The following is a 13,832-nucleotide window of genomic DNA, read 5'->3' as shown; positions in this document are numbered from 1 at the left end:
TTTGCCATATCCGTGGCCGCGTTTAGCCGGGCGGCGCCAAGTACTTCCCCCCGGGGTTGCGTGGGCTGCCACTACCGGCGGCCAACGCCGGCGTGCGGGGCGGCGGCCAGCGATCCAACTTTTGCGGGCGCCCCGCGCCCCGCGCCGGCTAGCGGTTCCTGGGGTTAAAACCGCGCAGGCGCAGCGAGTTGCTCACCACTAGTACCGAACTCAAGGCCATGGCCAGGCCCGCGAAGAGGGGATTGAGTAGCCCCAACGCCGCCACCGGGATAAGCGCCACGTTGTAACCGAAGGCCCAAAGCAAATTCCCCTTGATGGTCCGCAGCGTGGCGCGGGAAAGGAGTATCGCATCCCCAGCCGTACGCAGGTCGTTGTTCATCAGCGTGATATCTGAGGCCTCGATGGCCACGTCGGTGCCCGCGGCCATGGCGATGCCAAGATCCGCCTGCGCTAGTGCGGCGGCGTCATTGATGCCATCACCCACCATGGCCACCACGCGGCCCTTACCCTGCAACCGGCGCACCTCCGCAATCTTGTCCTCCGGCATGACCTCGGCGCGCACGCGTTCAATGCCCACCTCCGCGGCCACGGCGGCGGCCACACGCTCATTGTCGCCGGTGAGCAGGTACGGCTCCAGTCCCAGTTCCTTGAACTGCGCGATTGCCGCCGAGGAGGTTTCCTTAACCTCATCGCGTACGTGAATGACCCCGGCGCTGTTGCCGTCCGCTAGCACCTCGACCGTGGTGAGAGGGCCGGTGGCTGCGGGCGCCCGGCGTATTTCGACTACCCTGCCGTCGATGCGCCCGCGCACGCCCTGGCCCGTGAGGTTTTCAAACTCGCTCAACCGGCGAAGGGGCGCTGGGGCCGCGGCGACGATTGCCCGGGCGATGGGGTGCGTAGAGCCCTGCTCCAGGCTGGCCGCGGCCGTAAGCAGCTCCCGTTCGGTCCACCCACCTGCGGGTTGCGTGCCCACCACGGCCATCTCACCGGTGGTGACCGTGCCGGTCTTGTCCACGACCACGGTGTCCACGCGCCGGGTTGATTCGAGGATCTCCGGGCCCTTGATGAGCATGCCGAGCTGCGCGCCGCGTCCGGTTCCCACCAGGATTGCGGTGGGGGTGGCCAAACCCATGGCGCATGGGCAGGCGATGACCAACACGGACACCGCCGCCACCACGGCCTGCGCCGCGCCGGCCACGGCCCAATGCGCGGCCAGGGTAATGAGCGCGATTGCCACCACTGCCGGGACAAAGACCTGGGAAATCCTGTCCACGAGCTTTTGGACCGGCGCCTTTGCGGCCTGCGCGTCCGTCACCAGCTTCGCCATCCTGGCCAGCACGGTATTCCCGCCGACGCTGTCTATTTCCACTACCATCAGCTCATGGCTGATCGTTGCGCCAATGACCTTGTCTCCCTCGCGCACCTGACGCGGCAGGGATTCGCCGGTAATCATGGATTCGTCAACGCTGCCGGTATGGGTGCCGGCGATTTCGCGGACGGTGGCGTCGGAAGGGATGCGCTCACCCGGGCGGACTACGGCCAGATCCCCGACGCGGAGCCGGCTTGCGGGGATAACCTCCTCGCCGTCCGCCCGGCGAACCGTGACCTCCTTGACGCCCAAGTCCATTAGCGCCCGAAGCGCCTGGGAGGATGATCCCTTGGCGCGCTCCTCAAACCACCGGCCCAGCAGGATGAAGGTGATAACCATGCCCACCGATTCCAGGTAGATGTGGTGCATGTGCGCCCCCTGCGGGGTCAGGCTCATCTGCATCCGCATGCCCGGATCGCCGGCGTCGGTGAAAAACAACAAGAACGTGGACCAGGCAAGGGCCGCGGTGGTCCCCAGCGTGACCAGCGTGTCCATGGTGAACGAACCATGGCGCAGGTTGGTCAGGGTCGCCCTATGGAACACGGCGCCGCCCCAAAGGTAGACCACAACGGTCAACGCCCAGGCCAGCCATTGCCAATAATCAAATTGCAGGCTCGGTGCCATGGACAGCGCCATGACCGGCAGGGACAGGGCGCCGCTAATCGCGGAGCGCCAACCCAATCCAACCCCGCCCGAGTCCCCGGCCTCATCGTCCTCGGCGGCCGGCAGGCGTGGGAAGTAGCCGGCCTTGCGGACAACCTCCATCAGCTCATCCGGGGAGGAGGTAGCCGGGTCATAGTCCACCGCGGCGGTTTCAGTTGCGTAATTAACCGCCGCGCTCACGCCCGGGACCTTGTTGAGCTTGCGCTCGACGCGCGAGGAACATGACGTGCACGTCATGCCGTCAACCAGGATCTCTAGATGCTCTGTAACTGGGGTGGTCATATTTACTTCAACGCGCGTGGGGATAAAACTAGTCCAGCGCGGGCCTGCCAAGAGGGCATCCAGCGCTTACCGAGTGCCTTGATTCCGCTTCCCGTTTGGTGAATTAGGAATTCGAGGTATCCAGGGATTCGGATTGATCCAGCTCGAAGCCGGCCTCATGGATAGCCTCAATGACCTGGTCATCGGTGAAATCACCCTCAACGGATACCTCGCCGGTGACGTGGTTGGCGTCCACGGCGGTCACGCCGGCAATCTCTGACACCTCTTCCTGGATGGATAGCTCGCAGTGGCCGCAGGTCATTCCCGTTACGTTGTACTTCTTTTCACTCATGCCTTAACAGTTTACGCGGCTAGCCCAGTTTCGTGAGGCTGCGTCAGGGGCGGATACTGCGGATGTTAAGGGATACTAAGGGGTGGCAGGTTACGGGCGGGAAGGTTCGCGGCTGGCGGCGGCCGGGCGCCCACGGCGGGAATAGGAATGGTTCAGGTACCGTTGAAGAAGGCGTATCGACGAGCAGAAACTTTTATTAAGGAGTAAATCGACTAATGGCAACCGTTGAACTGACTGAAGACAACTTTGAGCAGACCGTCTCCCAGGACGGCATTGTGCTGGTTGACGCGTGGGCGGAATGGTGCGGACCATGCAAGCGCTTCGGCCCAGTATTCGAGAAGGCCTCTGAGGATCACACGGACGCGGTCTTCGGCAAGCTGGACACCGAGGCAAACCCGGGCATCGCCGCCGCGCTGCAAATTCAGTCCATCCCAACCCTGATGGTCTTCCGTGATTCCATCCTGGTCTTCCGTGAGGCCGGCGCACTGCCACCGGCGGCCCTTGAGGACCTGATCCAGCAGGTCAAGGGCCTTGACATGGATGAAGTTCGCCGCCAGGTAGCGGAGCAGAACGCTGCAGCTGACGCGGCTGAGCAGGAGTAGTTTCCAGCTCATTGGCCACCATCACGCCCGACGTCTAGCGGATATTCCCGTTAGACTCGGGCTTAACTTACATATTGCTATTTACCCGTTCACCCCAAAGGAGTGACCCATGGCTAATCCGCTGAGCAAGGGCTGGAAGTACCTGATGTCTTCATTCGATCAGAAGATTGATGAAAACGCGGACCCAAAGGTACAGATTCAGCAGGCGGTTGAAGGTGCAAAGAAGCAGCACCAGGAAATCACCAAGCATGCTTCTGAGATCATCGGCAACAAGAACCGCCTCGAGATGCAGATTGACCGTCTCGTTAAGGCCCAGGCGGATCACCAGTCCCAGACCCAGCGCGCGCTGGAGCTGGCGGATAAGGCCGTTTCCGAGGGGGACGCGCAGCGCGCCAACGAGTACAACCAGGCGGCAGAGGTTCTTGCCTCTCAGTTGGTGGCAGTTGAACAGGAACTGGAGCAGGCCAAATCCCAGCACAGCGCCGCGGTCCAGGCGGCCGAGCAGGCCGCCCAGCAGCAGCGGGCCTCCGAGGCTCGCCTGAAGGAGCAACTCGCTCAGGTCAATGAGCTCATGGCCCAGGCTGACCAGGCCGCCATGCAGGAACAAACCACCAAGACCCTGGACTCCATGAATGAGCTCACCCCGGACGGTGACGTCCCAACCCTGGATTCCGTGCGCGCCAAGATTGAAAAGCGTTACGCTGACGCGTTGGGCGCCCAAGAGCTGCACCAGGCCACCGGCGGTGACCGGATCCAGGAGATCGCCGCCGCCGGCGCTGACATGAAGGCTTCGGCCCGCTTGGATGAAATCCGGGCGTCTATGGCGAAGGATAAGCAGCTCACCGCAGGCCCCGCCGACACTCGCGGTTCTGCAGATTCACGGCCGGCTGACGCCGAGATTGAGGCTGATGCAACTGCAGGCGAGGAGACAAAGCCGGAAATAAAGTAATCCCCATGCCTAGGCCTTATCCGGCCGCTTAAGCACGGGGATCGCTACATGCCTTGGGGCCCGGGAGCAATCCCGGGCCCCAAGGCATGTGCGGGTGCGGGTCCTAGAGCTCGCGTTTAATGTTGATTAGGACGCCGCGGATGCCGGAATGGAATCCATCACGCAGGTTCACGCGCTGCGACTCGCTGAGGGTGTACTCATGTAAGGTCTCGCACGCGAATTGCAACAGCGGGCGGTCGATTTCCGGGGGCAGCCCGCCGCCGGAGAGCAGGTGCGCGGAATCGCGCTGCTCGGACGTTGCCGCGTTATCGAACCACCAGCTGGCGTACTGCTGACCCACGTCATAGGGGGTCTGGAAGCCGGCGGAGGTCCACACCTCTTCGGGGAGTGGGACGTAGCGGGAACGAAGTTTACGGCGCGGTGCCATCATGGATGGCTTAGGACCAGGCTTCGGTGCCGGCGGCTTGGACTCGCCGCCCTGGCCCGCGTCTGCGTCCGCAATGGAATCCGCGCCCGAGCTATCACCGGCGGCCGCTTCTGGAAGCTTGCCCGCGTTGGAATGTTCGGTCCCGCTGGCGGCCGGTGGGCCGGGCTTTGGTCCTGGCTTGGGCGGAGCCACGGTGTTAGGGGTTGGAACCGCGGTGGTTCCGGCGTGAGCCGCCGCGGTGGGGGTTGCGGGCGCGGCCGGGCGTGTCTCAGCCGTGGTATCGGCCTCAGCGTGGGAGGGCGCCGCGCCATCCCTGCCGGTGGGGGCGACGGCGGACTCGGACGCGGCGTGCGTACCCACATTCTTGCGGACCTGGCTGTTGAGCGCGGCCTCTACCTCGGACGGCTCTTCGCACGGATCGATAATGTCCCCCTCGGTGCCCGCGCCCTCGGCGGCGCCGTCACCTTCGGCTCGCTGGCGCACGGTTGGCGGCAGGGGGCCTTCCAGGACCTGCAGTTCCATGGCGTCGCTAAAGTCCTCACGCGGATCCAAGATGGTGGTGGAATCACAGGCGTGGCGCAGGGCGGAGGACATGGAATCCCAGCCAAAACCGTAGAGGTGCACGCGGATGCCGTTGTTAGTGGCTTCCTGCACGCCGGGGATCATGTCCGCATCTCCGGAAACGAGTACAAAGTCCGTGACCTGCTTATTCATGGCGCCAACCACCATGTCCGCGACTAGGCGGGTGTCCACGGCCTTCTGGGTGCGGCGCTCGCCCCATTCGATGAGCTGGCCTGTGCGCAGTTGAACACCGTCACACGTGCGCAGTGCGCGCTGGTAGCGGTGTGGGCCGGTATCGGGGATGCCGTCATACCAATTCTGGCGGTGAACAGGGTGGCCAAGTTGGCTTTCGATCATGTTGCCAAGCGTGGCGACTACCTCGGGTAAATCGATCTCTAATTGTGCGCGGGCACCAATCTCCCAAGAGTTATAAAAACTGGCGAGCAAGTAAGAAGTGTCAACAAAGACAACTGTCCGTTCAAGCATGGCTCCTATATTCCGTTTCGTTTAGTTCTAAATAATTTTTCGGTGCCTCCCAGTTTGCCCCATCGCCGGTAAAACGTCGATCCCCACCCCTAAATGTGCAGGTTAAACGGTGCTTGACGCCTAGGCATTGGATTAACCCTTGCGAAAGCCTGTCGCATAACCTAGGTTGGTTACTAGAGTAACTAACCAGCTAAGGAGACGGGTATGGATAATTCCACCCAACCGCTATTTCGGCAGATCGCCACGTTGATTGAGGACTCCATCGTGGACGGCAGCTTAGCGGAGGGGCAGCGGGCTCCGTCCACCAATGAATTGGCCGCTTTCCACTCAATCAACCCAGCCACCGCGCGCAAGGGATTGTCCCTCCTGGTGGACACCGGGGTGCTGGTAAAGCGTCGTGGAATTGGCATGTTCGTGGCGGATGATGCCCGGGAATTAATCCGTGAACGCCGCCGCCAGGATTTCGCCGCCGATTATGTTGCTCCCTTGGTTGATGAGGCCGTGCGCCTTGGCTTTGACCAGCAATCACTACAAGACCTGATGCTTCGGGTCGCAGAAAGCAGAGGACTATACAAATGACTGCGCCAACTATTGTCCACGCCAATGTTTCCAAGACTTTCAAGGCGCCGGTGCTCGATCAGGCCGAATTCAGCCTTAAAGATGGGCTGATTTACGGCCTCGTGGGTCGCAACGGCACCGGTAAAACAACGCTTCTGTCAATCCTGGCCGGCCAGCAGCGCTATGAGGGCAGCCTCACGGTCTTTGGGCAGGACCCCTGGGATAACCGCGCCACCATGGACCGCACCGTGTTTACCGGGGTGGATACGCCCTACCCGCCCATGTGGAACTTCGGGGGAATTCTCGATGTTGCATCGAAGCGCTACCCGCGGTGGGATGCTGGCTCGATGAGCCGCCTGGTTGAAGCCTTTGGCCTCCCCCTCGATGTCCGGTTCGATAAGGCCTCACGCGGCCAGCGTTCGATGTTGGCCATCACCGTGGCCCTGGCCGCGCACGCGGAACTTACCTTGCTGGACGAGCCTTACCTGGGTCTTGACGCACAGAATCGTGAAATCTTCTACCGCGAGCTCATGGCCGCCCACGAGGCGCATCCACGCACCTGGGTATTGGCCACGCACAACCTAGAGGAATCCGCGAAGCTTATCGATGACTTCCTCATCCTCCGGGACCACCGCATAACGCAGCGCTCTGCTGAGGAGTTAGAGGACGCCTACGTGGTGGTTGACAATGCCCCGGAGCTTGCTGGCCGCGCCCTCCACGTGGAACAGGCCTTGGGGCGTACCCGGGTTGTTGTCCCGCGCGCTTTGGCCGACGGCACCCCGCTCCCGCTCGACCGCGCCGTCGCCCTGCTAACGGGAGGCGAAAGCGATGTTTAAAAACCTCACTATCAATCCAATGAGCATTTGGTGGACCCAGGCGCGTAGCGGCTGGCTCTTCCTTGGGGTAGCCTCCCTCTTAATTGCTAACCAGGTCGTGGCCGTATTGACGGCGGATACCGTTGCTTGGGCGTCCCTGGCCTTCGGTTTGGGCTTTGCGCTTGCGCTAACCGGAGTAATGCTACTGCCCCTGGAGAATTTCAGGGCCTTTGGCCTGCAGCGGCGTGATTACATAGCCGGCAGCGCCGTGGCCCTCACCATCGCCTTGGGTCTAGTCACCGTGACGCAGGTGTTCTTCATTAGGTGGCAATTCTTGGCCCTGGAATTAGCCCTAGTAGTCCTCATCTTCGCCGGTTACACCGCGTTTACCTTAAGGAAGGATGGGGTAGCTGCCCGTGACACGCTTCGATTCGAAGCGGTAACCAGGCCAACCCTCGCCAACCGCAGCCCCATGTGGATGGCGCTGGTGACCCTCGTTGTTCTTCCCGCCGCGGTTCTTCTGGGGCGCAGCACCCTACCGTTCGCATCCTTTGGCTGGATCGCTTGGCCAATGCTCCTCGGCTGGTCCGCCGCGCCCCTGGGCATGTCACATAACCACAGCAATTGGCTTGCCTTTGGTCGCACACGCAAGGAATTGCGAAACCGAAACTTGCTCAATGCAGCCCTGCTGCTCATCTCGGCACTCATTAGTGGCTATGCCTTTAATGGAACGCTGACCGCGGGGCTAGCCATCTACATCTTCGCCCTAATAGCCATGGCGTTGGCCATGCTATGGAACGGTGGCGGGGCAGGGCTATCCGTGTGGGCCGGGTTCCTCATGGGTGATTTCATCGAATTTCCCTCGCTGATGAATGCCTATGTACTCATCATGAGCGCCCTGCTTCTACCCTTCGTCATTTACTGCCTGTTCTTCAGGCCCATGCGCCTCAAGCTACCGAATGCAAAGAAATAACCACTTACCTGCGCAGATGCTGGTTGAGTTCGAAACCGTTCAGCGGCCGCGTAGATGCCCATCGGGTGGTTAAAGCGTTATTTGACCGTACGCGGAGCGGGTAGCGGTTTAAACTTCATTTTTATCCCCATGTTGAGTGCTTTAAAAGGGTGTTTGACGTGGGGATTTGTGTTTGTTTGTGTGGGTGTGTAACTTTATCTGAGTCAGCGCGACCGACAGCGCCCCACAGGGAAGAGGTTCTCTGGAGTGTGGCGGTAGGAAAACGGGCGGTGGCAACAATAATTTTCTAGCTCGTGTGAGTTTCGCTTGCGCCTTGTTGGTGTGGGTGGATGAGCGCGTGGCAATGATGTTTGAGAACTCAATAGTGTGCCAATGTACTTAATTTTTTCTGCAATGGTTTGTGTTGTGGTTGGTTTGTTTGTGCTGGCTGGGCTTGTGTGGTCTGGTTGGTTGGTGTGTGCCGGGTGGCGTGTTTCGATATGTGCGTCACTGTAAATAATGAATATTGTTTATCGGCTATCACTTGGATGAATCGCTGCAATCTTCGATTGCACGGCCAAGCCTGCTTTGACCCCGTCGGGTAATGGGTTTGGTTGATTTTTCTTTAGTAATAGTAATTTTGGTCAGCTTTTCAATGAGCGTGAGCTTGTTGAATAAGTTTGTCTTTATTTTTTGTTAGGTATTGGGCTTTTCACGGCCTTGAATCTTTTTCTTATAGAGATTTTTGTGGAGAGTTTGATCCTGGCTCAGGACGAACGCTGGCGGCGTGCTTAACACATGCAAGTCGAACGGAAAGGCTTCTAGCTTGCTAGAGGTACTCGAGTGGCGAACGGGTGAGTAACACGTGGGTGATCTGCCCCTAACTTCGGGATAAGCTTGGGAAACTGGGTCTAATACCGGATAGGACCATGCTTTAGTGTGTGTGGTGGAAAGTTTTTTCGGTTAGGGATGAGCCCGCGGCCTATCAGCTTGTTGGTGGGGTAATGGCCTACCAAGGCGTCGACGGGTAGCCGGCCTGAGAGGGTGTACGGCCACATTGGGACTGAGATACGGCCCAGACTCCTACGGGAGGCAGCAGTGGGGAATATTGCACAATGGGCGGAAGCCTGATGCAGCGACGCCGCGTGGGGGATGACGGCCTTCGGGTTGTAAACTCCTTTCGCCAGGGACGAAGCGTTATGTGACGGTACCTGGATAAGAAGCACCGGCTAACTACGTGCCAGCAGCCGCGGTAATACGTAGGGTGCGAGCGTTGTCCGGAATTACTGGGCGTAAAGAGCTCGTAGGTGGTTTGTCGCGTCGTCTGTGAAATTCCGGGGCTTAACTCCGGGCGTGCAGGCGATACGGGCATAACTTGAGTGCTGTAGGGGAGACTGGAATTCCTGGTGTAGCGGTGAAATGCGCAGATATCAGGAGGAACACCGATGGCGAAGGCAGGTCTCTGGGCAGTAACTGACGCTGAGGAGCGAAAGCATGGGTAGCGAACAGGATTAGATACCCTGGTAGTCCATGCCGTAAACGGTGGGCGCTAGGTGTAGGGGGCTTCCACGTCTTCTGTGCCGTAGCTAACGCATTAAGCGCCCCGCCTGGGGAGTACGGCCGCAAGGCTAAAACTCAAAGGAATTGACGGGGGCCCGCACAAGCGGCGGAGCATGTGGATTAATTCGATGCAACGCGAAGAACCTTACCTGGGCTTGACATATACAGGACTGGTGCAGAGATGTATCTTCCCTTGTGGTCTGTATACAGGTGGTGCATGGTTGTCGTCAGCTCGTGTCGTGAGATGTTGGGTTAAGTCCCGCAACGAGCGCAACCCTTGTCTTATGTTGCCAGCACGTTATGGTGGGGACTCATGAGAGACTGCCGGGGTTAACTCGGAGGAAGGTGGGGATGACGTCAAATCATCATGCCCCTTATGTCCAGGGCTTCACACATGCTACAATGGTCGGTACAACGCGTTGCGACATCGTGAGGTGGAGCTAATCGCTGAAAGCCGGCCTTAGTTCGGATTGGGGTCTGCAACTCGACCCCATGAAGTCGGAGTCGCTAGTAATCGCAGATCAGCAACGCTGCGGTGAATACGTTCCCGGGCCTTGTACACACCGCCCGTCACGTCATGAAAGTTGGTAACACCCGAAGCCAGTGGCTCAAACTCGTTAGGGAGCTGTCGAAGGTGGGATCGGCGATTGGGACGAAGTCGTAACAAGGTAGCCGTACCGGAAGGTGCGGCTGGATCACCTCCTTTCTAAGGAGCATTTATTTTTTGCCTGCAGTTGCAGGTCCCGCACAGTGATGTGTGGGTGCGTATTGAGTAGGCGAGTGTTCTACTGTGCGCGTATTTTTTTAATCGGGTGGAGACACACCACACGATGAACATGTCAACCATTGTGCGGCATGAAGTGTTGTGGAAAAGATTGTTAAATGTATGTTGGTGCATTGTTGGGTGTCTGGGGCATTATTGTTCCTGGTTTAACCCCGCTAGAGTAACGGCGCGCATGACACGTTTGTGTGTGGTTGTTGTGTGGTGGGGGTGTTGTGTGAGAACTGTATAGTGGACGCGAGCATCCACCGCGCTGGCACATGATTGTGTGTTGGTGTGGTGAGTGTATATTTCTTTATTCTTTTTGTGTTTTGTGTAGTTCACCGCGCATTACATGGCTTCCTGCTTTTTGGTGGGGGGTTGTGTGGTGTGCGTTGTGTGTTCGTTATGAAGGGCGCATGGTGGATGCCTTGGCATGCTAAGCCGATGAAGGACGTGAAAGGCTGCGTTAAGCCTCGGGGAGTTGTCAATTAAGCGTTGATCCGAGGATGTCCGAATGGGGAAACCTACTTGTCGTTATGGGCAGGTACCTGCAAGTGAATTCATAGCTTGTGTGGGGGTAACGCGGGGAAGTGAAACATCTCAGTACCCGTAGGAAGAGAAAATAATAATGATTCTGCTAGTAGTGGCGAACGAACGTGGATGAGGCTAAACCGTGTGTGTGTGATACTTGACAGGGGTTGCGCATGCGGTGTTGTGGGCCTAGGCGTATCACAGCTGTTGATGTGGTGCCATATTGGATGATTGTTAGTTGAAGTGGTTTGGAATGACCCGCCGGAGAAGGTGAGAGCCCTGTAGGTGAAGGTGATTATCGTGTGGTTGTCTAGTTGCCCGAGTAGCAGCGGGCTCGTGGAATCTGCTGTGAATCTGCCGGGACCACCCGGTAAGCCTAAATACTTAGCGTGACCGATAGTGGATAGTACCGTGAGGGAATGGTGAAAAGTACCCCGGGAGGGGAGTGAAATAGTTCCTGAAACCATGTGCTTACAATCCGTCAGAGACCGTGAGTGTGGTTGATGGCGTGCCTTTTGAAGAATGAGCCTGCGAGTCAGCGGCATGTCGCGAGGTTAACCCGTGTGGGGTAGCCGTAGGGAAACCGAATCCTAATAAGGGTGTATGTAGTGGCATGTCCTGGACCCGAAGCGGGGTGATCTACCCATGGCCAGTGTGAAGCGATGGTAAGACGTCGTGGAGGCGCGAACCCACGTAGGTTGAAAACTGCGGGGATGAGCTGTGGGTAGGGGTGAAAGGCCAATCAAACTCCGTGATAGCTGGTTCTCCCCGAAATGCATTTAGGTGCAGCGTCGTATTAGCTTGTTGGAGGTAGAGCTACTGGTTGATTGAGCGGGACTACAATCTTAGCAATGTCAGCCAAACTCCGAATGCCAGCAATGTGGTGTACGGCAGTGAGACTGTGGGGGATAAGCTTCATAGTCGAAAGGGAAACAGCCCAGATCGCCGGTTAAGGCCCCTAAGGGTGTGCTAAGTGGAAAAGGATGTGGGATCGCGAAGACAGCCAGGAGGTTGGCTTAGAAGCAGCCATCCTTGAAAGAGTGCGTAATAGCTCACTGGTCGAGTGGTTCCGCGCCGACAATGTAGTGGGGCTCAAGCACACCGCCGAAGCCGCGGCAATATTTTTATATTGGGTAGGGGAGCGTCGTGTACTGCGTTGAAGCGTTACCGTAAGGCGGCGTGGAGTGTATACGAGTGAGAATGCAGGCATGAGTAACGAATTGAACAGTGAGAATCTGTTCCGCCGGATGACTAAGGGTTCCTGGGTCAAGTTCGTCTTCCCAGGGTGAGTCGGGACCTAAGGCGAGGCCGACAGGCGTAGTCGATGGACAACCAGTTGATATTCTGGTACCCGTAAACACGCGCCCATGGTAAAGCAGTGATACTAACCACCCACAATGTTTCCCGCCTTACTCTTTGAGTAGGTGGGTTACTGCGTGCGTGGGGCCTAAACTGTGGTCCAAGCGATGGGGTGACACAGGAGGGTAGCCAAGCCACTTATTGGATTGTTGGTGTAAGCGTGTAGCCGATGGTGTAGGCAAATCCGCACCTGGTAGGTCAGACGTGACGCATAGCCCTAAACAGGGTGAAGTTGGTGATCCCATGCTGTCGAGAAAAGCCTCTAGCGATGTGTGTTTATGGCCCGTACCCCAAACCGACACAGGTAGTCAGGTTGAAAATACTAAGGCGTTCGGGTGAACTGTGGTTAAGGAACTCGGCAAAATGCCCCCGTAACTTCGGGAGAAGGGGGACCACACGAGGTGACAACCCATGCGGTTGAAAGCGTTGTGTGGTCGCAGAGAATAGAGGGAAGCGACTGTTTATCAAAAACACAGGTCCATGCGAAGACGTTAAGTTGATGTATATGGACTGACGCCTGCCCGGTGCTGGAAGGTTAAGAGGACCGGTTAGAAACCTTTGGTTTCGAAGCTGAGAATTTAAGCCCCAGTAAACGGCGGTGGTAACTATAACCATCCTAAGGTAGCGAAATTCCTTGTCGGGTAAGTTCCGACCTGCACGAATGGCGTAACGACTTCCCTGCTGTCTCAACCACAGGCCCGGTGAAATTGCACTACGAGTAAAGATGCTCGTTACGCGCGGCAGGACGAAAAGACCCCGGGACCTTCACTATAGCTTGGTATTGGTATTCGGTTCGGTTTGTGTAGGATAGGTGGGAGACTATGAAACCGTCACGCCAGTGATGGCGGAGTCGTTGTTGAAATACCACTCTGATCGGATTGGATACCTTAACCTTGGCCCATGATCTGGGTTGGGGACAGTGCCTGGTGGGTAGTTTAACTGGGGCGGTTGCCTCCCAAAAAGTAACGGAGGCGCCCAAAGGTTCCCTCAGCCTGGTTGGCAATCAGGTGGTGAGTGTAAGTGCACAAGGGAGCTTGACTGTGAGAGAGACATCTCGAGCAGGGACGAAAGTCGGGACTAGTGATCCGGCACCAACTTGTGGATGTGGTGTCGCTCAACGGATAAAAGGTACCCCGGGGATAACAGGCTGATCTTCCCCAAGAGTCCATATCGACGGGATGGTTTGGCACCTCGATGTCGGCTCGTCGCATCCTGGGGCTGGAGTAGGTCCCAAGGGTTGGGCTGTTCGCCCATTAAAGCGGCACGCGAGCTGGGTTCAGAACGTCGTGAGACAGTTCGGTCTCTATCCGCCGCGCGCGTTGAAACTTGAAAAAGGCTGTCCCTAGTACGAGAGGACCGGGACGGACGTACCTCTAGTGTGCCAGTTGTTCCGCCAGGAGCACCGCTGGTTGGCTACGTACGGAAGGGATAACCGCTGAAAGCATCTAAGCGGGAAGCCTGTTTTAAGATGAGGTTTCATTCGAGGTCCCCTAAAGACTATGGGGTTGATAGGCCAGACATGGAAGCATCGCAAGATGTGAAGTCTACTGGTACTAATAGACCAAAACAAACACTTATAAACAACACAAACACCAAAAACTAGAAACACGCACGCCGTGCACGC

General features: G+C 57.9%; 8 protein-coding genes and 2 rRNA genes. 7 read left to right on the top strand and 3 right to left on the bottom strand.

The genetic code is table 11. From position 1 onward, the window contains the following. Positions 1-148: 148 nt before the first annotated feature. Both CENDO_RS10735 and CENDO_RS10730 read right to left on the bottom strand, forming a co-directional pair. On the bottom strand, positions 149-2,314 hold the full coding sequence (locus tag CENDO_RS10735; protein ID WP_136142008.1) for a heavy metal translocating P-type ATPase: 2,166 nt from the start codon (positions 2,312-2,314) through the stop codon (positions 149-151). A 103-nt stretch (positions 2,315-2,417) separates the two neighbouring features. Then, the gene (locus CENDO_RS10730) at positions 2,418-2,645 is read right to left on the bottom strand and encodes a heavy-metal-associated domain-containing protein (RefSeq protein WP_136142007.1); all 228 of its coding nucleotides are present in this window, start codon (positions 2,643-2,645) and stop codon (positions 2,418-2,420) included. A gap of 215 nt (positions 2,646-2,860) precedes the next feature. On the opposite strand from CENDO_RS10730, the gene trxA reads away from it, so the two are divergent. Together trxA and CENDO_RS10720 are read left to right on the top strand one after the other, a co-directional pair. Then, positions 2,861-3,247, top strand: coding sequence for a thioredoxin (gene trxA / locus CENDO_RS10725; protein ID WP_136142006.1), 387 nt, complete (start codon positions 2,861-2,863; stop codon positions 3,245-3,247). Positions 3,248-3,356: 109 nt separating this feature from the next. Then, positions 3,357-4,196, top strand: coding sequence for a PspA/IM30 family protein (locus CENDO_RS10720; RefSeq protein ID WP_136142005.1), 840 nt, complete (start codon positions 3,357-3,359; stop codon positions 4,194-4,196). 103 nt (positions 4,197-4,299) lie between these two features. Here CENDO_RS10720 and CENDO_RS10715 read toward each other — a convergent pair whose 3' ends face one another. After that, positions 4,300-5,670 (bottom strand): NYN domain-containing protein, encoded by a 1,371-nt coding sequence (locus tag CENDO_RS10715; RefSeq protein ID WP_136142004.1) that lies wholly within the window; start codon positions 5,668-5,670, stop codon positions 4,300-4,302. Positions 5,671-5,874: 204 nt separating this feature from the next. On the opposite strand from CENDO_RS10715, the gene CENDO_RS10710 reads away from it, so the two are divergent. From CENDO_RS10710 to CENDO_RS10690, 5 genes are all read left to right on the top strand, one after another. Further along, a complete protein-coding gene (locus tag CENDO_RS10710; RefSeq protein ID WP_136142003.1) occupies positions 5,875-6,249 on the top strand; it encodes a GntR family transcriptional regulator in 375 nt (124 codons plus the stop codon). Next, positions 6,246-7,064: an ATP-binding cassette domain-containing protein gene (locus CENDO_RS10705; RefSeq protein WP_136142002.1), complete on the top strand. Its 819-nt coding sequence runs from the start codon at positions 6,246-6,248 to the stop codon at positions 7,062-7,064. The genes CENDO_RS10710 and CENDO_RS10705 overlap by 4 nt, the downstream gene beginning before the upstream one ends. Further along, entirely contained in the window at positions 7,057-8,016 is a 960-nt protein-coding gene (locus tag CENDO_RS10700) for a hypothetical protein (RefSeq protein ID WP_136142001.1), read from the top strand. The genes CENDO_RS10705 and CENDO_RS10700 overlap by 8 nt, the downstream gene beginning before the upstream one ends. A 723-nt stretch (positions 8,017-8,739) precedes the next feature. Beyond that, positions 8,740-10,261, top strand: a 16S ribosomal RNA gene (locus CENDO_RS10695). 453 nt (positions 10,262-10,714) lie between these two features. Next, positions 10,715-13,784, top strand: a 23S ribosomal RNA gene (locus tag CENDO_RS10690). The 16S and 23S rRNA genes sit together here, the layout of an rRNA operon. Positions 13,785-13,832 lie beyond the last annotated feature (48 nt).

The organism is Corynebacterium endometrii (assembly GCF_004795735.1).
In the GTDB taxonomy this organism is placed as follows: domain Bacteria; phylum Actinomycetota; class Actinomycetes; order Mycobacteriales; family Mycobacteriaceae; genus Corynebacterium; species Corynebacterium endometrii.
The sequence above is the reverse complement of the archived record's forward strand: the minus strand, read 5'-3'. Positions and strand labels throughout refer to the sequence as shown.